Raw genomic sequence first — 17,671 nt, forward strand, 5'->3', positions numbered from 1 at the left:
CGGCCCGTCCTACGCTGGCGGGGACGGTACGCGAACGAAATGGGAGACCATGAGCCAGACACCGCCCCCGGTCCGCAATCTTCACGACGGCAGCACCATCCCCGCGGTGGGCCTCGGCACCTGGCCACTCGACGACGATGCGGCCGAGCAGGCCGTCGCCGGGGCGCTGCGGGCCGGCTACCGGCTCGTGGACACCGCGCTGAACTACGGGAACGAGACCGGCACCGGCCGCGGCATCGCGCACTCCGGAGTGCCCCGCCAGGAGGTCTTCGTCACGACCAAGGTGCCCGGCCGCCACCACGGTTACGAGGAGACGCTGGCCTCCTTCGAGGAGTCGCGCGGCAAGCTGGGGCTGGAGTACGTCGATCTGTATCTCATCCACTGGCCGCTGCCCCGGGTGGACAAGTACGTCGACACCTGGAAGGCGATGATCAAGCTCCGTGAGGACGGCCTCGTACGCTCCATCGGCGTCTCCAACTTCACCGCGGAGCACCTGGCCCGGCTGGAGCGGGAGACCGGTGTGCTGCCCGTCGTGAACCAGGTCGAGATGCATCCGCTGCTCCCCCAGGAGGAGCTGCGGGCGGTGCACGACGCGAAGGGCATCGTCACGGAGAGCTGGAGCCCGCTGGCCCGGGGGCGCCAGGTGCTCGATGCGCCCGAGGTGGTCGCCACCGCCGAGGCCCACGGTGTGACGCCCGGCCAGGTCGTGCTGCGGTGGCACACGCAGCTGGGGGCGGTGCCGATCCCGAAGTCCGCGGATCCCGGGCGGCAGCGGGAGAATCTCGACCTGTTCGGTTTCGAGCTGACGCAGCGGGAACTGGACCTGATCGGGGCCCGGCCGCCCCATCGCTTCGGCGGGGACCCCGATACGCACGAGGAGTTCTGAGTCACCGGTTGCGCGGGGTGACCTCCGACATCCGGGACCAGTCGTCCCCGGGCACCTCGACGTTGATGATCTCCGGCACCTCGCTGACGAGCTCCGACATGGTGTCGATCGCCTTCTTGAAGTGCTCGGAGTTCACATGCGCCGCACCCGCCTCCTCCGAGGCGAACGCTTCCAGCAGGACGAACTGGTCCGGGTTCTCGACGCTGTAGGACCAGTCGAAGAAGAGGTTGCCCGGCTCCTGGCGGGTGGCGAGGGTGAAGTCCTCGACGGCCGGGAGCCAGTTGTCCCGCTCGGCGGTACGCACGGTGAACTTGACGGCGATGAAGATCATGGCGACTCCTGGTCGGGGGCGGCGGCGTCCCGACCAGGGTCCCATATCCGTACAGGCCGGGCCTGAACCGGCACACCAGCCCCGGGGCCGTCAGCCGCCGAGCGCCTCGTGACGTGCGGTCAGCCGCGCCGCCCCCTCCTCGGTGAGCGAGCCGAAGAGCCGCAGCCTGGAGATCCCGCCGTCCGGGAAGATGTCGATCCGGACGTGCGTGGAGCGCACGGGCTCAGGCAGGACGAAGCGGTGGTTCGTGTCGGGCTGGAGCCGGGTGCGGGGCAGGATCTCCGACCACTCGCCGTCCTCGCCGTCACTGACAGAGATTTCCGCCCAGCCCGCCGCGTTGCCCTTGAGGTAGGCCGTGTCGATCTCGACCGCCCGGATCTCCGACTGCTCCGCCAGCCGGTAGCGGATCCAGTCGTTGCCCTTGTCGCGCCGGCGGCGGGTCTCCCAGCCGTCGTCCATCTTGTGGGAGCGGCCCGGCGCGATGGTGTTGGTGGCCGGGGAGTAGAAGCGGTCGGAGGCGTCCTCGACCTGGCCGCCGTTCTCCAGGGCCGCCAGGTCGAACGTACCGAGCGCGGTGAGCCATGCCGGGTCGGGGGCCACCTCGCCGTGGACGCGCAGGCGGGCTATGCCTCCGTCGGGGTGCTGGTTGACCCGGAGGTGGGTGAACCGCTGCTCCGCGTCGACGGCGAAGCCGTTGGCCGCGTGGCCGCCGACGGCCGTACGGGGGACGAGGGTCGTCCACTTCACGCCGGGCGCGAGGAGGTCCTCGGGCGACGGGGAGCCGGGCAGTGAGGTCGCCTCGACGGAGACCGACTGCGGGTAGTTCCCGCGGAAGTGCGCGGTGTCGACGACCAGCCCGCGCACCACACCGGGAGCACCGAGGCGCACGAGGGCCCAGTCGTGGTCCTCGTCGGTGGGGTGCGGCTCGGTGGCGCCCGTGCCACGGCGGCGGCGGGTCTCCCAGCCGTCCATGATCTTGCCCTTGTGTCCGAAGCGCTCGGGATCGAACTCCGCGGGCTCCGGCTTCAGCAGGTTCTCCCGCTCCGCGAAGAACTCGTCGTTGGCGGCGATGACCCCTGCGCCGAGACGCCGGTCGGCGAGGTCCACGAGGTGGGTGAAGGGGAAGTCGGCGGTGCGGTAGTCGGCGTACGGGTCGCCTCCCCCGTAGGGGCTCGCGTCGCCGGTGAAGTGCGGTGTCGCCGTCATGGGTCAGCGGTTCCTTTCGAGGAGGCGGCCGGTGGGTTCGGCGAGTACGCCGTCGGCCGCGATCCGCGTGCCGCGCAGCCAGGTGGACCTGACGACGCCGTGCAGGGTCTTCCCCGCGTAGGCGGTGACCTGGTTGCGGTGGAAGAGTCCGGCCGGATCGACGGTGAAGGTCTCGTCGGGGGCGAGAACCGCGAAGTCCGCGTCCCGCCCGGCCTCGATGGCGCCCTTGCGGGTGAGCCCCGCGAGGCCGGCGGGGGCGGCGGACATCCAGCGGGCCACGTCGTCGAGGGTGTGGCCGCGCCGGCGCGCCTCGGTCCAGATGGCGGGCAGGCCCAGCTGCAGCGAGGAGATCCCTCCCCAGGCGGAGGCGAAGTCGGGGGTCTTGAGGTCCGTGGTGCAGGGCGAGTGGTCGGAGACGATGCAGTCGATCGTGCCGTCGGCGAGCCCGGCCCAGAGCGCGTCCTGGTTCGCGGCCTCCCGGATGGGCGGGCAGCACTTGAACTCGGTCGCGCCGTCGGGGACCTCCTCGGCGGTCAGGGTGAGGAAGTGCGGGCACGACTCGACGGTGACGCGTACGCCCTCGCGCTTGGCGGCGGCGATGAGCGGCAGGGCGTCGCTGGAGGAGAGGTGCAGGACGTGCACGCGGGCGTTCAGCCGCTTCGCGTGGGCGATGAGGCCCTCGATGGCGGCGTTCTCGGCGTCGCGGGGGCGGGAGGCGAGGAAGTCGGTGTACTTCTCCCCGCTCTTCTGCGGAGCCTCGGCCAGGTGGTGGGGGTCCTCCGCGTGCACGATCAGGAGCCCGCCGAAGCCCGCGATCTCGGCCATCGAGCGGGCCAGCTGCTCCTGGTCCAGCTCGGGGAACTCCTCGACGCCGGAGGGCGAGAGGAAGCACTTGAAGCCGAAGACCCCGGCCTCGTACAGCGGGCGCAGGTCCTTCGTGTTGGAGGGGATCGCACCGCCCCAGAAGCCGGTGTCGATGTGCGCCTTGGGGGCGGCCACCCCCTGCTTGACGCGCAGGTGCTCGACGGTGGTGGTCGGCGGGAGGGAGTTGAGCGGCATGTCGAGGAGGGTCGTGATGCCGCCCGCCGCGGCGGCGCGGGTGGCGGTCCAGAAGCCCTCCCACTCGGTGCGCCCGGGGTCGTTCACATGGACGTGGGTGTCGACGAGGCCTGGCAGCAGGACGTCGTCCCCGAAGTCCTCGACGTGGGCGCCGTCGGGCACCTCGGTGTCGTACGGCAGGACCGCCTCGATCTCCCCGCCGGCGACGAGGACCGCCGCCGCGCGGGTTCCCTCGGGGGTGACCACGCGCGTCGAGCGGAGTACCTGCTTCTTGTCCACTCCGGACACCTGTGCTCCTCACGCAGATTCAACGATTTGTTGAAGGAGTCTTCACTCGGGGCGGCGGCCCGTCAAGACCCCTCCTCCGCCCTGGGCACCCCCGCGGAGCACCTATCGGAGCACCCGTGACGCCGATTGGATATTTCCACGAAGTAAAAGTTCATTTTCGACAGGCGAAACGTAGAATAGGCCATGAGCGGCACCACCGCGCTTCGGGCCGAACGCGTCCCGGACCGCCGACACCAGGACAAAACAGGTCCTGACCGGCAAGGACGCCGCACCGGGAGCAGTGGGCCGATCGGGAACAGCCCGGTAGGCTGCTGCCTTGCCTCCGCTTCGAAAGGACCGTTGACGTGCCGCCGTCCCACGCCAGCACATCCGACTCCAAGCCCGCCGGTCCCAGCGGCGGCGTGCAGTCCCTCGAGCGCGCCTTCGATCTGCTGGAGCGCATGGCGGACGCCGGGGGCGAGGTCGGGCTCAGCGAACTCTCCGCGAGCAGCGGGCTCCCCCTCCCGACCATCCACCGGCTGATGCGCACACTGGTCGTCTGCGGCTACGTGCGCCAGCAGCCCAACCGGCGTTACGCGCTGGGCCCCCGTCTCATCCGCCTCGGGGAGTCCTCGGCCCGCCTGCTGGGCACATGGGCGCGGCCCTACCTCCAGCGGCTGGTCGAGGAGACCGGCGAGACGGCGAACATGGCGCTGCTCGACGGCGACGAGATCGTGTACGTCGCCCAGGTGCCCTCGAAGCACTCGATGCGGATGTTCACCGAGGTCGGCCGGCGGGTGCTCCCCCACTCCACAGGTGTGGGCAAGGCCCTCCTCGCGGACACCCCGGCGGACGAGGTGCGCGCCCTGCTGGCCCGTACGGGCATGCCGGCGGCCACCGAGAAGACGATCACCACTCCGGACGGCTTCCTCGACGCGCTCGAACAGGTGCGGAGGGCGGGCTACGCGGTGGACGACAACGAGCAGGAGATCGGGGTCCGCTGCCTCGCGGTCTCGGTGCCGGACTCCCCCACCTCGGCGGCCATCTCCATCTCCGGGCCCGCGGGCCGGGTGACGGAGACGGCGACCGAGCGGATCGTGCCGATCCTGCAGCAGATCGCGAAGGAGCTCTCGGAGGCGCTGGCCAGCAGCGGCGGCCCGACGGGCTGAGCCTCTCCGGCCGGCCCCTCGGACCGGGGCCGGCACGGAGCCCGGCGGCCCGCTGACGTCACGGGTGGCGGCGCGGCGGCTCCCCGAAGAGCTCGACGGCGACCCGCACGTCCCGGAGACCCGGGGCCAGGGCGCTGACCGAACCGATCGCCCCCGCGACCAGCAGCAGCGAACGGCGCAGCCTGGGTATCTCGGGCCTCCCGCTGACCGCCATGGCGTCCAGCGCGGCCAGCTCGTCCTCGGCGATACCCCGGTCCGGGAACTCGGCGGGGTGTCCGGCGAGTTCCCGGCGGAGCCGGGAGACGGCCATACGCAGCTCCGTCACCCTCGGATCCTCGCCTCTCCCGGTCAACCGCTCCTGCCCCACGCTTCGCAACAAAGCACTCCCCCTCGCACGTCCTTGTGCCGGTGTGTCGACCTGGCCCCGGGCGGCGGTCAAGTGCCTGGGGCCGTCCGCAAGTTAACGCCACCGGAGGTGGCGGGCGCCACTGTGCGCACAAGGAATCAGGGTACCTCCGGGGTGTGACAGCCACTCCGCCCGTACGCATGACTCAGTGGTATCCAGGGCACATGGCTCACACACAACCGACCCCCGTCATCGCCGGAGTGCTGCTCGCCGCCGGTGGCGGCCGTCGCCTCGGCGGCCGGCCGAAGGCCCTGCTGGAACACCGCGGCCGCCCCCTGGTCGAGCACGCGGTGCGGTCCCTGCGCAACGGCGGGTGCGGACCCGTCCGCGTCGTCCTGGGTGCGGCGGCTGAGGAGGTGCGGGCTCTGGCGGACCTCTCGGCGTGCGAGGTGACGGTGAACCCGTCGTGGGAGGAGGGGATGGGCTCCTCGCTCCGGGCGGGGCTGGGCGCCCTCGCCGGTTCGGACGCGGACGCGGCCCTCGTCCTGCTGGTCGACCAGCCGGGCATCGGGGCGGAGGCGGTGGCGCGCGTGCGCTCGGCGTACCGCTCCCGGGCGTCGCTGGCGGCCGCCGCGTACGACGGGGAGCGCGGCCATCCCGTGCTGTTCGGGGCCGACCGCTGGGCGGACATCTCGGCGGCCGCGGTCGGCGATCAGGGCGCGCGGGCGTACCTGCGGGCGCATCGCGATGCGATCACGCTCGTGGAGTGTTCCGATGTGGCTCAGGCGTACGACATCGACACGGCGGAGGACCTGACGCGCCTGGAGTGAACGCACCGTACCGGACCTGGCACGCCGCGCCACCGGAGCGGCACGTCTGTCGACCCGGAGAATCTCGACATCAACAAACCATTGAACTTCCACCATGAGGAAACTAATATCCACTGATCAGAAGCTCATGGTTCCGCTTCCGGTTCCTCGGCGGTACCCATGGCCGTATCTCGGAGCCCTGGCACCCCGTGCCGTCCCGGGCGACCCGGCGGCCGTGGGATGCCGCCGCACCATCCGCTGAAGGAGTGACAGCTCATGTCCGCACCAGCGCCGTCCCCGCTGGCCATCGTCGACGCCGAGCCCCTGCCGAGGCAGGACGAGGTCCTGACCGATGCGGCCCTCGCGTTCGTGGCCGAGCTCCACCGGCGGTTCACGCCCCGGCGTGACGAGCTGCTCGCCCGCCGAGGCGAGCGCCGCGCCGAGATCGCCCGCACCTCCACACTGGACTTCCTGCCGGAGACGGAAGCGGTCCGTGTGGACGACACCTGGAAGGTCGCCCCGGCCCCGGCCGCGCTGGACGACCGCCGGGTGGAGATCACCGGTCCGACCGACCGCAAGATGACCATCAACGCCCTGAACTCGGGCGCCAAGGTCTGGCTCGCCGACTTCGAGGACGCGTCCGCCCCCACGTGGGAGAACGTGATCACCGGCCAGCTCAACCTGATCGACGCGTACACCCGGAACATCGACTTCACCGACCCGAAGTCGGGCAAGTCGTACGCCCTCAAGCCCGCCGAGGAGCTCGCGACCGTCGTCACGCGCCCCCGCGGCTGGCACCTGAACGAGCGCCACCTCCAGCTCGACGGCACCCCGGTGCCCGGCGCGCTGGTCGACTTCGGCCTCTACTTCTTCCACAACGCGCAGCGCCTGATCGACCTCGGCAAGGGCCCGTACTTCTACCTGCCGAAGACGGAGTCGCACCTGGAGGCACGCCTCTGGAACGACATCTTCGTCTTCGCCCAGGACTACGTCGGCATCCCGCAGGGAACGGTCCGCGCGACCGTCCTGATCGAGACGATCACCGCGGCGTACGAGATGGAGGAGATCCTCTACGAGCTCCGCGACCACGCCTCCGGGCTGAACGCGGGCCGCTGGGACTACCTCTTCTCCATCGTCAAGAACTTCCGCGACGGCGGCTCGAAGTTCGTCCTGCCGGACCGCAACCTGGTCACGATGACCGCCCCGTTCATGCGGGCGTACACCGAACTCCTGGTCCGCACCTGCCACAAGCGCGGCGCGCACGCCATCGGCGGCATGGCGGCCTTCATCCCGTCGAGGCGTGACGCCGAGGTCAACAAGGTGGCCTTCGAGAAGGTCAAGGCGGACAAGGACCGCGAGGCGAACGACGGCTTCGACGGCTCCTGGGTGGCGCACCCGGACCTGGTCCCGATCGCGATGGAGTCCTTCGACGCGGTCCTGGGCGCCAAGCCGAACCAGAAGGACCGGCTGCGCGAGGACGTCTCGGTGGCGGCGGGCGACCTGATCGCCATCGACACGCTGGACGCGAAGCCCTCGTACGACGGCCTGCGCAACGCGGTCGCGGTCGGCATCCGCTACATCGAGGCGTGGCTGCGGGGCATGGGCGCGGTCGCCATCTTCAACCTGATGGAGGACGCGGCCACCGCCGAGATCTCGCGCTCGCAGATCTGGCAGTGGATCAACGCGGACGTGGTCTTCGAGAACGGCGAGCACGCCACCGCCGACCTGGCCCGCAAGGTGGCCGCCGAGGAACTCGACGCGATCCGCGCGGAGATCGGCGACGAGGCCTTCGAGTCCGGCAAGTGGCAGCAGGCCCACGACCTGCTGCTCACGGTCTCGCTGGACCAGGACTACGCGGACTTCCTGACGCTGCCGGCGTACGAGCAGCTGGGCTGACCGCACACCGCGAAGCGCCGCACCCCGCGATCCACCGCACCGGGGCGCGGCGCTTCCGGCATGCGGGGCGCCCGACGGCGGGCCAGGAGTGGGTGGCGGGCGGATCGGTGCGGACGGCGCGAGGGGCTGAGGGTGGGCGAGGGACAGCGGGACATCGGCGTACGACTGCCCGAGGGCTCCTGGTGGGACTGGGAGGTCATCACCTGGGATGCCGGTGAGTTCCGTCTGGCGGCCGGGTACGACCTCACCTACCACCACGGCCTGGAGCTGGTGTTCGGCGATCCCGTATTCGTCAGCTGCCCGGCGATGTTCCACGATCCGGACTTCCGGGTGCCGACGGACGAGGAACGGGCGCGGATCTCAAGTCAGTTGGGTGAGGACCCGCCGGTTCTCGTCGCCTTCGACGCGGACGCGGGCGGCCGGGAGCCCGTCCCCTGCGTCATCGCCGCGGAACGGTTCGAGGTCGTGCACGGGACCGTCCTCAGGTACTGGCGGGACGACGCGGCCCCGGGTCAGCGCTTCGCACCGTGGGTGCGGCCTCCGGCGTAGCCGGTGGGGCGAGTCCGGGGGAACCGCGTACTGGCATGCGGCACCGAACCGGGCGCCGTTATGATCACGCACGGCAAGGCTGTAGCGCAGAGGTCGTCGCGCCCACGCATCAAGCTGGAGGACGCCGGTTCGAATCCGGCCGGTCTTGCCACCTGTTCTTGGAGGGATGGCGTCGGCATGCCGGGCGGCGGGGGACGCGGTGTCCGCTCCGGCCGGGCGAGCCGGCAAGGGACTGGAGAGTTGTGATGTCACAGCCGATGCCCGTGCGCTGCCCGGCGGTCGAACACCCTGACATCCCGCTCGCCGACACGGCGCTGCTGGATCCGCTGGTGACGCGGCTCGCCGCGGAGCCGCCGGTCGGGGCGGACGAGGTGTTCCCGCTGGGGACCCTGCGCGGCGACGGACGTGTCGATCTCTGCAAGCAAGGGCTCGGGGCCTCCGGAGCGGCCACAGTGATGCCCGCGCTCGCGCGGTCGCCGCACGCCGCGCATGTCCTCCTCGGCACCAACTCCCTCGGGGACGAGGGCGCGCGTTCGGTCGCGGAGGCACTGCGGCTGGACGGGCACGGGCTGCGGACGGTCTATCTCGGCTGCAATCGCATCGGGGCCGAGGGGGCCGCCGCGCTCGCCGGGGCGCTCGGCCCGGACAGCACCGTCCGGGCTCTCTGGCTGAAGCGCAATCCGCTGGGTGACGCGGGGGTGCGGGCGCTCGCGCCGATGCTGGCCCGCAACTCCGTCCTGCGCACCCTGGACCTGGTCAACAGCGGGATCACGGCTGCCTCGCTGGAGGTCCTGCTCGACGTGCTCCGGACCCGGGAACAGCCCCTGGAGAGGCTGTTCCTCGGCGGCAACGGGCTCGGTTCGGAGTCCGCGCCGCTCCTTGCCGCGCTGATCCGTGAGGCGGGGGTGCGGGAGCTGTACCTGCCGGCCAACCACCTCGGTGACGCGGGGGCCGCCGAGCTCGCCGCCGCGGCCGACCCGGCGCGTCCGGTGCGGCTCGGCCTCGGCGGCAACGGCATCGGGCCTGCCGGGGCATCCGCTCTGGCCGACGCGCTCGGCGGGATCGAGGCGCTCGACCTGGGGCGCCCGCTGTCGCAGCGCAGCCTCGGGGCGACCGGCAACGCGACCGGCGACGCGGGGGCCCACGCGCTGGCCGCCGCCCTGCCCGGCAGCCCGCTGCGGCGCCTCGAACTGGCCCACACGGGACTGACCGGCCGCGGTGCGAAGGAACTGCTGGGCGCTGTGGGAGCGGACTCCCGGCTGGAGTACGTGGGTCTCGGCCCCGGACTCCCCCGCAAGGTGAAGCGGTCCTTCAGCGCGCGGCTGCGTCCGGATGCCGGCGCCCACGCGGATCTCCGTGCGATACGGAGCGTCTACCGGTGAGGCGTGGCCCCGAGGAGCGGTTCATCTCCACGGAGGACGTGGCCGGCCTGCTGCGGGTCCGTCGGTACGCGGTGCCCCGCCGGCTGATCGAGCGGGCCACGGAACGGCGGCTCGCCGGTGACTGGCGGGGTGCTCTCGCGGTGGCCGGGGTCGATGTGGCCTTCGACCCGGCCGAGGTGGCCGCCTCGTACGGGAGCGTCGTGGCCGCGTCCCTCGTGTCGGACCTGCGCCACCTCGTGCCCGACCTGGTGCGCTGGCACCTGCCCCGGGTCCTCGGGGGCCGCTCCACGATCGACACCGACCGCACCGTCGTCCTGGCGGGTTACGGGGCCGGGCTGCCCCAGGCGCCGTATCTCCATCTGCGTACGCCTCCGATGGCCGACGGCCCGCAGCGGCTCGCACTGCGCTTCGGCGCCGTCCCCGGCGAGACCTCTCCGGGTGTGTTCGCCGTGCGCATCGAGGACTGGCGGTCGGTCCGCCACGTGTGGGACGCGCGGCACACGGACGGGCTTCGGGCGGCGGTCGGGGGCGGTGGCGGCCGGATCCCCTTTTTCCATGACGACGGCACGCCGCTCACCCCCGGGGAACTCGCCGCCCCTGGTGACGACGCGGCGGCCCGGGCGGAACGGGTGACTCTGCTTCATCAGGAGGGCAAGGTCTCCGAGGCGTTCGCCGCCGCGGGTGTCGACTGGGATCCTTCTCTGCCGCCGTCCGAGCGATCGTGGCGGCGTGTGGACGCCGAGGAGATTGTCCGCCGGGCGGCGATCGACATCCCCCGGCTGGAGTCGGCTGTGCGGCGCGCGACGGCCGCGAGCGGCAGGGAGCGCTTCCTGGTCGCGAACTTCTACCGGGGGCACGTCCTGCTGGACCTCACGGACCACAGCAGCGGCGGACGGCTCCGGGCCCGCGTCGTCGAGTCGAGGAGGCCGGCCGCGGAGCCCCCCTCCCTCCCGGAGACGGCCTGGCGCCGCCTCCCCGACCTCGACCTGCTGCGGGTCGGCGCCATGCCACCGGGGTGGCTGCATCCGCTGGTCGCGCGTGCGCTGTTCCCCTCCCTCGAAGGGCCGTTCGGCCCGCCGGGCCCGTCAGCGCCGCGCCCCGTGCGGGTGAGGTGTCGCGGTGAGTGGCACGAAGTCGCCTTCCGGGACGGCGCGCTCCGGTCCCCGCACACCGAGGAGGAGCGGCAACGCGAGAGTGCCATGCGGGCGTTCGGCGGTGCCGTCGCCGGCTGCTTCGCGGCGGAGTACTCCGTCACGTCGGGAACGGGGCGGCTCCCGAGAGCGCTGCGGGAACAGCGCCAGGAGCTGTTCCAGCGGGCCCAGCACGGGGACACCGCGGGAGTTCTCGAGATGCTGGCCACGGGCGTGGACCTCCGGGTGAAGGACGGCAGACGGCGGAGCCTGCTGCACGTCCTGCCCCTGCTCGATCACGAGGCGCTGTTGCCCCGGCTGCTGGCGGCAGGACTCGACCTGGAGGCCCGTGACCACATGGAGCGCACCCCGTTGGCCGTCGCGGTGAGCGAGCGTGGCTCCGCCGCACTGGTGCGGGCGCTGCTCGACGCCGGGGCCCGGATCGACGTCACCGACGCGACCGAGCTCTCGCTGGCCCAGATGATCCGCAGGTACGAGCGGGGGGAACTCGGCTTCCTCCGGGAGCGGGTGGTCGTGGAGCACCCGGGCATCGGGGCGGCGTGGTACGACAAGCGGATCGAGAACGCCGAAGAGGACGAGGAACAGTGACCGCCACCACCCGGCCCGCCCCCGCCGCCCCCGGACCGCTGGACGCGGCCGACGAGCTCAACCGGCGGCTGCGCACCACCCGCACCGAGCCCTCCGCGAGTCCACAACTGGAGGCGCTGGCATTGGCCGTGACGGCCAATCAGCCGGTGCTGCTGTGGGGTGAACCCGGGATCGGGAAGTCCGCCGGGATGGAGCAGCTCGCCGCCGGTCTCGGCCTGGAGCTGGAGACGGTCATCGCGAGCGTCCACGAACCGTCGGACTTCGCCGGGCTGCCGGTCGTGGGGGACGATCCGGCGGTGACGGGTGTACCGATGGCGCCACCCGACTGGGCGGTCCGGCTCGCCCGTGCCGGCCGGGGCCTGCTGTTCTTCGACGAGTTGTCGTCGGCGCCTCCCGCGGTGCAGGCGGCACTCCTGCGGGTCGTGCTCGAACGGCGGGTGGGCAGCCTGCGGTTGCCGGAAGCCGTACGCGTCGTGGCGGCGGCCAACCCTCCGTCGAGCGCGGCGGACGGCTGGCATCTCAGCCCGCCGCTCGCCAACCGCTTCGTCCATCTGCGGTGGACGCACGACCCGCGCACCGTCGCCCGCGGCATGGCGGGGACATGGCCCGACCTGAGTGTGCCGGTCGTCGATCCGGCCAGGGTGCCGGGCGCGGCGGCACGGGCCCGGGGCGCGGTCTCCGGGTTCCTGACGGCGCGGCCGGGCCTGGTCCACCACATCCCGGCCGACGCGGAGAGCCGGGGCCGGGCCTGGCCGTCCCCGAGGACCTGGGACATGGCCCTGCGGCTGCTGGCCACGGGCTACGCGGCGGGTGCGGGGCGGGAGGCCGTCGCGGCCGTGCTCACCGGCGCGGTCGGGGACGGCGCCGGCATCGAACTGCTGTCCTATCTGGAGCACCTGGACCTGCCCGACCCCGACCGCGTACTCGCCGATCCTGACGCGTTCGCGCTGCCCGGGCGCGGGGACCGGCAGCTCGCATTCCTGATCGCGGTCGTCGCCGCGGTCCAGGGCGATCTCACCCGTGAGCGCTGGGAGGCGGGGTGGGCCGTGCTGGCGAAGGCCGTGGACGCGGGTGTGCCCGATGTGGCCGCCCGGGCCGCGGTCGACCTGGCGGGGATGCGCAGCCTCGACTGGCCGGTACCGCCCGGCATCGACGGCTTCCTGGACCTGCTCCGGCAGTCCGGCGCCCTGCCGCACGGTGGTTGACCTGGACACCACGAAGCTGCTCGCGGCGCGTTACCGGGCAGCGGCGGACCGCCCCTACCTCGCGTCGGCGCTGTACGCACTGACCGTGGTGGAGAGCGACGAGGTGCCGACCATGGGCGTGGACCGGCACTGGCGCTGCTACGTCTCGCCCCGCTTCGTCGAGCGGATCCCGGTGGCCGAGCTCGCGGCGGTGTGGGTGCACGAGGTGGCGCACCTGCTGCGCGACCACCACGGGCGTGCGGAGCTGCTGCCCGCGGCGGAGCAGCGCGACCGGCACCGGGTGAACGTCGCACAGGACTGCGAGATCAACGACGACCTGATCGCCGACGGGCTGCCCCTGCCCGCGGGGCGGCTGGAGCCGCGACTCTTCGGCCTCCCGGAGGGGCAGCTCTTCGAGGCGTATCTGCCCGCTCTGCCGCCCTCCCCCGTCACCCACGACTGCGGGTCGGGAGCCCATGGGCGGCCCTCCCCCTGGGAGTCGGGCGGGCGTACGGAGGCGACGGTGGTCGGCCCGGTCGAGGCGGAGGCGCTGAGGCGCGCGACGGCGGAGGCCATGCGCGCCCATGTGCGCGCCAGGGGCGCCCTGCCCGGTGGCTGGCAGCGCTGGGCGGACGAGATCCTCGAGCCCACGGTCGACTGGCGGCAGGTGCTCGCGGGCGCCGTGCGGGAAGCGGCCGCCTGGGCGGCCGGGGCGGTCGACTACACCTACCGCCGGCCGTCACGCCGGAGCGCGGCGCTGCGCGGTGTCGTGCTGCCCAGCCTGCGGCGACCGCTGCCCAGGGTCGCGGTCGTGATCGACACCTCGGGGTCGATGGGCGAGGCGGAGATCGCCTCCGCGCTCGCCGAGGTCACCGGTGTGCTGCGTGAGGTGGGGATCCGGGGCAACTGGGTGACGGTCCTGGCCTGCGACGCCGATGTGCGGGCCGTCACCCGGGTGACGTCCGCCGAGCAGGTCACGTTGGGCGGCGGGGGTGGAACCGACATGCGGGTCGGGATCGCGGCGGCGCTCGAAGGACGCGAACGCCCGGACGTGATCGTCGTACTGACGGACGGCCATACTCCGTGGCCGGACGAGACGCCGGCGTGCCGGCTCGTCGCCGCTCTCATCGGCCCGACCGCCCCGGCCGCTCCCCCGTGGGTCGAGACGGTACGCGTCACGGGCTGAGCCCGGTCGACGACAGCGGTCCGTTCCTGAGCACCGGGCGGCGGAAGATGAGTGCGGCTACTCAGGCCCGTGGCGCCCCCGCGGCCGACGATGGGGACCAACATCGTCGAGTCCAGGAGACCGGACATGCTCAGCCGCCTCGCCGACGTCCTGGTGCCCACCGTCGGCCGCCTTTCGATCACCACCGACGCGGGCGCCGAACTCGCCCCCGGCAGCATCGTCGTCGCCAACCACACGTCGCTCGCCGACCCCGCCGTCGTGCTCGCCGCGCTGCACCGCCTCGGGGTCCGTCCGGTCGTCATGGCGACCGCCGGACTGTGGCGCGTCCCGTTGCTCGGCCGTGCGCTCGCCCTCGAAGGGCACATCCCGGTCCACCGGGGCGACCGGCGCGCGGCGGACGCCCTGGACGGGGCCGTCGAGGCGCTCGGGCGCGGGCGCCTGGTCCTGATCTACGCCGAGGGCGGTCTCCCGCGGCGGACGGACGCCGCGGAAACGGCCCCCGAAGCCTTCCGCAGCGGCCTCTCCCGGCTGGTCCGGCGCAGCGGGGCCCCGGTGGTGCCCGTGGGCCAGGCAGGCGCACGCCGGGTCACCTCGGGGAGCACGGCCAAGCAGCTCGCGGGCCTGTTCACGGCCCCGTTGCGCCGCCCGGAACTGCACGTGCACGTGGGCGCGCCACTCGACTTGACGGCGGAGGGTGCCACCCGGACCGAGCAGGCCCGCACCGCGGTGACGGCCGCCTGGCGGACGGCTGCCGCACGGCTCGGAGAGCCCGCGGCGCTCGCCGCATGAGAGCGTCGGCGCGCCGCTCCCAGGCCGGGTGGTCCGGGAGCGGCGCACCGTCGTACGGCCTGGCGGCTCACCCGCCGGAGGGGATGTCCACGTAGTCCTTGAAGAGCAGCGACACGGTGTGGCTGTCGGAGGGCCAGTCGGGCACGGCGATGGTCTCGTCCACCCCGGCCCCGCGCATCGTCGCCGTGACGGGGATCGTTCCACGGGCCTGGGCGTCGGCCGGAAGGGAGAGGTCGGTGGCCGTCAGGAAGGGGACGCGGTCGAAGGGCGGCAGCGCCGCGTCGAGGTGACTGACTCCGTCGCACCCCTTGTCGAACGCGAACAGGCCCAGAATCTGCCGCAGTTGCGGGGAGACCGCCGCGTTGAGGACATCGGTCCCGGCGATGCGGAGCCGGTCGTCCTCGGCCGTGCCGGCCCGCCACTCACGTGCGCGGACGATGGTGAGCGCCGTGTGCGCGGGGCAGGTGTCGATGGAGTCCGCGACGCCGCCCGGCGGGGAGACGAGCAGGCGCACGAAGCGGTCGCCGCGCTCGAAGGGTTCGAAGTAGAAGTGGTTGGTGCGTTCGCCGGAGCGGATGAACGCCAGCTCGTAGTGTCCGCGTCCGCTCACTCCCAGCGGGCCGAAGGCTCCGTCCTCACCGGTCCGCACGACGTGCTGAGGGAGGAGGCCGGCCCTGGCGCCGGTGGCGGGGTCGAGCCGCCACACCTCGAGGCGGCCCGCGAGCCCCTTGTTCTGCGGGAAGTGCACGGCGCGCCCGGCGATCTCCACGGAGGCGTGCGGCTCGGGCAGCACCCGGGTGGTGAGCGGCGGCCTGCCACGGAGGAACGCGTAGATGTGGGCGAAGCTCTCGGCGGAGGTGGCGCTCTCCGTGTGGCTCGCCTCCGGCTCGTGGACGTTGAGCGCCCCGCCGATCGACCCGTTCGGCTGGAGGCTGCTCCAGATGGCGAGGGTGGGCACCCCGCCCGGCTGGGCGGCGGCCGTACGGCCGTCCAGGTTCACGTACTTGGCGACTTCCGTCGCCCGCTCCGGCACGGAGAGGTAGGCGTGCATCACACGCGTGCCGCGCGAGTGGGCCAGGATGTCGACCTTCTGCGCGCCGGTGCGGGCCCGGACCGAGTCGACCAAGGCCTCCAGCCCCGCGACCGCGTGGTCGTCGGTCGCCACGGAGGTGTCGTACTCATGGACGTACAGCAGGTCGTCGCGGTAGCCGTTGCTGGAGAACCGCTTGGCCTGGGACTGCCACTGCTGGGCCGAACCCTCCTGCCCGTGTACGAAGATCACGGGATTGACCGTGGCGCGCGGGGCGGTCGCGGCCTGCGTCGGGGCCGTCAGGGCGGCGACTGTTCCGACGAGTGCGAGAAGCACCGCGAGTAAGGTCGCCCGGCCCGTCCGGGCCGGCTGGGAGCGGGTCATCGTGTCCTCCGGGTTGCCGTCGTCGGAGTCGGAAACTACGGCCGGTGCCGGCGGGCCCACCAGTGGCCGGGCCCAGGGTGAGACAGCGGTCTCAGATCGCGCCCGGTGACGCTCGGCGGGTTTGCTGGAGTACGGCGCGGGCAGTGCGTTCGGCCAGGGCGAGGTCCGGCCGGCGGCTGCTCAGCAGCTCGGCGTACAGGGTGGATTCGACGACCCTGACATAGAGGTAGGCCAGGTCGTCGATGCCGGAACGGGGCCAGAGCCGGTCCCTCTCCCCCGCTTCCAGGAGGATGCCCCGCTGGGCCAGGACGGCCCGCCGGTGTACGCAGCCGCCGGTCAGCAGGCGCCGTGCCGTCTCGGGTTCTTCACGCAGGAAGCCCTCGAAGGGGGCGGAGCCGCGCAGAGCGGTGACGAAGTAGCGGGTGATCTCCAGGACACCGTCCACTCCGGCCCGGGTACGCCGGCGGCGCGCCCGGTCCAGGAGGTGTTCGGCCAGCTCCCACAGCACATCGGCCAGGAGCGCGTCCCGGCTGCCGACCACGCGGTAGAGGGTGGCACGGCTGACCGCGAGGTCCTGGGCGAGCGCGTCCATGTCCACCGTGCCGTGCCGCAGGAAGAACCCGCAGGCCCCCCGCACGACATGACCCCGGGTGACCACACGCCGGGAAGCCCGCGCACCTCGCATGCCGACCGCCTCCTCCGCGGACTCCGGCACCGCCGCCGGGGGCCGGTACCTTAGCGCGCCGGGCCGCTCGGGGGCGATACTGATCGTGACGGTCGCCTCGCCGCGCGCCAGCTCCTGACGGGGCCGGTGGGGACGCACTTCTGTCGATGCCTCCGAGGGGAGCCGTTCATGACCACGGCGAAGGACCTGTTCATCATCACCATGGACCCGCGGCCGGAGCACGCCGTGGGGCAGGGTGACCTGTCGCTCGCGCTCGCGGGAGCCGAGCTGATCGATCTCATCGGTGCGGGGGCCGTGAGCGTGGACGGTGACCGCATCGTGCCGGGTGAGCCGCGGACGCCGGACGACGCGCTCCTCGGCGACGCCGCGGCGGGGCTCACCCGCCAACCGCCCTACGAGCGGATCGACGACTGGCTGTGGCGCCGGGGCCAGGACCTCTCGGCCGCGTACCAGGCCGGTCTGGAGAAGGACGGCGAGCTGACGCGGAGGCGGAGCGGCCGCTCGCCCTTCGGGTCGGAACGTGTCGAACCGGCCGATACGCCCGGCCGCCGTCGGGCCGCCGGACGCCGGGACGCGGGGGAACCCGTGCTGGCCGCCCTCGCCTCGGCCGTGGGCATCGACGGGGGCCGGTCCGACGACGAGCCCGGCCTCGACGACGAGGCGGTGACGACCGTGGTGGCCGCCGTCCATGACGCGGTGATGGAGCTGGAGGCCGTACGCCAGAGGCGGACCATCGAGAACGCGGCCTTCGCCAACCTCTGGCGCGGACCGTGA

17 protein-coding genes and 1 pseudogene are annotated in these 17,671 nt (G+C 72.8%); 12 read left to right on the top strand and 6 right to left on the bottom strand.

The window, feature by feature from the left end; translation table 11 throughout:
* Positions 1-49: 49 nt before the first annotated feature.
* Complete coding sequence (locus ACIP63_RS24975; protein WP_401519441.1) at positions 50-886, top strand: aldo/keto reductase; 837 nt, start codon at positions 50-52, stop codon at positions 884-886.
* Position 887: 1 nt separating this feature from the next.
* Here ACIP63_RS24975 and ACIP63_RS24980 read toward each other — a convergent pair whose 3' ends face one another.
* The 3 genes from ACIP63_RS24980 to allB form a co-directional block, all read right to left on the bottom strand.
* Positions 888-1,217, bottom strand: coding sequence for a putative quinol monooxygenase (locus ACIP63_RS24980; RefSeq protein WP_104784424.1), 330 nt, complete (start codon positions 1,215-1,217; stop codon positions 888-890).
* A 90-nt stretch (positions 1,218-1,307) separates the two neighbouring features.
* Positions 1,308-2,423 (bottom strand): allantoicase, encoded by a 1,116-nt coding sequence (alc, locus tag ACIP63_RS24985; protein WP_401519444.1) that lies wholly within the window; start codon positions 2,421-2,423, stop codon positions 1,308-1,310.
* A gap of 3 nt (positions 2,424-2,426) precedes the next feature.
* Positions 2,427-3,770, bottom strand: coding sequence for an allantoinase AllB (gene allB, locus ACIP63_RS24990; RefSeq protein WP_401519445.1), 1,344 nt, complete (start codon positions 3,768-3,770; stop codon positions 2,427-2,429).
* 344 nt (positions 3,771-4,114) lie between these two features.
* Here allB and ACIP63_RS24995 point away from each other — a divergent pair, with 344 nt between their 5' ends.
* Positions 4,115-4,918, top strand: a complete 804-nt coding sequence (locus tag ACIP63_RS24995) for an IclR family transcriptional regulator (protein ID WP_401519446.1) — start codon at positions 4,115-4,117, stop codon at positions 4,916-4,918.
* A 58-nt stretch (positions 4,919-4,976) separates the two neighbouring features.
* Here the strand turns inward: ACIP63_RS24995 and ACIP63_RS25000 are convergent, their stop codons facing one another.
* A complete protein-coding gene (locus ACIP63_RS25000; RefSeq protein WP_401519583.1) occupies positions 4,977-5,285 on the bottom strand; it encodes a DUF5955 family protein in 309 nt (102 codons plus the stop codon).
* A 203-nt stretch (positions 5,286-5,488) separates the two neighbouring features.
* Between ACIP63_RS25000 and ACIP63_RS25005 the strand changes: the two genes are divergently transcribed.
* From ACIP63_RS25005 to ACIP63_RS25045, 9 genes and pseudogenes are all read left to right on the top strand, one after another.
* Positions 5,489-6,094, top strand: coding sequence for an NTP transferase domain-containing protein (locus ACIP63_RS25005; RefSeq protein WP_401519448.1), 606 nt, complete (start codon positions 5,489-5,491; stop codon positions 6,092-6,094).
* A 255-nt stretch (positions 6,095-6,349) separates the two neighbouring features.
* Positions 6,350-7,969: a malate synthase A gene (aceB, locus tag ACIP63_RS25010; protein ID WP_401519450.1), complete on the top strand. Its 1,620-nt coding sequence runs from the start codon at positions 6,350-6,352 to the stop codon at positions 7,967-7,969.
* Positions 7,970-8,101: 132 nt separating this feature from the next.
* On the top strand, positions 8,102-8,518 hold the full coding sequence (locus tag ACIP63_RS25015) for a hypothetical protein (RefSeq protein ID WP_401519453.1): 417 nt from the start codon (positions 8,102-8,104) through the stop codon (positions 8,516-8,518).
* A 75-nt stretch (positions 8,519-8,593) separates the two neighbouring features.
* Positions 8,594-8,669 (top strand): annotated as a pseudogene (locus ACIP63_RS25020).
* Positions 8,670-8,763: 94 nt separating this feature from the next.
* Positions 8,764-9,900 carry a gala protein gene (locus ACIP63_RS25025; RefSeq protein WP_401519456.1) on the top strand — a complete coding sequence of 379 codons (1,137 nt, stop codon included), beginning with the start codon at positions 8,764-8,766 and terminating at the stop codon, positions 9,898-9,900.
* Positions 9,897-11,639, top strand: coding sequence for an ankyrin repeat domain-containing protein (locus ACIP63_RS25030; RefSeq protein ID WP_401519459.1), 1,743 nt, complete (start codon positions 9,897-9,899; stop codon positions 11,637-11,639). Before ACIP63_RS25025 ends, ACIP63_RS25030 begins: the two co-directional genes overlap by 4 nt.
* The gene (locus ACIP63_RS25035; protein WP_401519461.1) at positions 11,636-12,844 is read left to right on the top strand and encodes an AAA family ATPase; all 1,209 of its coding nucleotides are present in this window, start codon (positions 11,636-11,638) and stop codon (positions 12,842-12,844) included. Before ACIP63_RS25030 ends, ACIP63_RS25035 begins: the two co-directional genes overlap by 4 nt.
* Positions 12,837-14,009, top strand: a complete 1,173-nt coding sequence (locus ACIP63_RS25040; protein WP_401519464.1) for a VWA-like domain-containing protein — start codon at positions 12,837-12,839, stop codon at positions 14,007-14,009. Before ACIP63_RS25035 ends, ACIP63_RS25040 begins: the two co-directional genes overlap by 8 nt.
* 126 nt (positions 14,010-14,135) lie before the next feature.
* Positions 14,136-14,798, top strand: coding sequence for a lysophospholipid acyltransferase family protein (locus tag ACIP63_RS25045; RefSeq protein ID WP_401519466.1), 663 nt, complete (start codon positions 14,136-14,138; stop codon positions 14,796-14,798).
* Between the two features lie 67 nt (positions 14,799-14,865).
* Here the strand turns inward: ACIP63_RS25045 and ACIP63_RS25050 are convergent, their stop codons facing one another.
* Positions 14,866-16,212 carry a hypothetical protein gene (locus ACIP63_RS25050; protein WP_401519469.1) on the bottom strand — a complete coding sequence of 449 codons (1,347 nt, stop codon included), beginning with the start codon at positions 16,210-16,212 and terminating at the stop codon, positions 14,866-14,868.
* Between the two features lie 91 nt (positions 16,213-16,303).
* Entirely contained in the window at positions 16,304-17,035 is a 732-nt protein-coding gene (locus tag ACIP63_RS25055) for a QsdR family transcriptional regulator (RefSeq protein WP_401519472.1), read from the bottom strand.
* A gap of 30 nt (positions 17,036-17,065) precedes the next feature.
* On the opposite strand from ACIP63_RS25055, the gene ACIP63_RS25060 reads away from it, so the two are divergent.
* A complete protein-coding gene (locus tag ACIP63_RS25060) occupies positions 17,066-17,671 on the top strand; it encodes a GPP34 family phosphoprotein (RefSeq protein ID WP_401519474.1) in 606 nt (201 codons plus the stop codon).

This window comes from Streptomyces sp. NPDC088746 (assembly GCF_044751065.1).
Taxonomy (GTDB): Bacteria; Actinomycetota; Actinomycetes; order Streptomycetales; family Streptomycetaceae; genus Streptomyces.

Excerpts from the sequence above, each read along its gene's own strand:
- alc (WP_401519444.1), bottom strand. The coding sequence starts at position 2,423 with ATGACGGCGACACCGCACTTCACCGGCGACGCGAGCCCCTACGGGGGA.
- ACIP63_RS25005 (WP_401519448.1), top strand. The coding sequence starts at position 5,489 with ATGGCTCACACACAACCGACCCCCGTCATCGCCGGAGTGCTGCTCGCC.
- ACIP63_RS25025 (WP_401519456.1), top strand. The coding sequence starts at position 8,764 with ATGTCACAGCCGATGCCCGTGCGCTGCCCGGCGGTCGAACACCCTGAC.
- ACIP63_RS24980 (WP_104784424.1), bottom strand. The coding sequence starts at position 1,217 with ATGATCTTCATCGCCGTCAAGTTCACCGTGCGTACCGCCGAGCGGGAC.
- aceB (WP_401519450.1), top strand. The coding sequence starts at position 6,350 with ATGTCCGCACCAGCGCCGTCCCCGCTGGCCATCGTCGACGCCGAGCCC.
- ACIP63_RS25060 (WP_401519474.1), top strand. The coding sequence starts at position 17,066 with ATGACCACGGCGAAGGACCTGTTCATCATCACCATGGACCCGCGGCCG.
- ACIP63_RS25045 (WP_401519466.1), top strand. The coding sequence starts at position 14,136 with ATGCTCAGCCGCCTCGCCGACGTCCTGGTGCCCACCGTCGGCCGCCTT.
- ACIP63_RS24975 (WP_401519441.1), top strand. The coding sequence starts at position 50 with ATGAGCCAGACACCGCCCCCGGTCCGCAATCTTCACGACGGCAGCACC.
- ACIP63_RS25050 (WP_401519469.1), bottom strand. The coding sequence starts at position 16,212 with ATGACCCGCTCCCAGCCGGCCCGGACGGGCCGGGCGACCTTACTCGCG.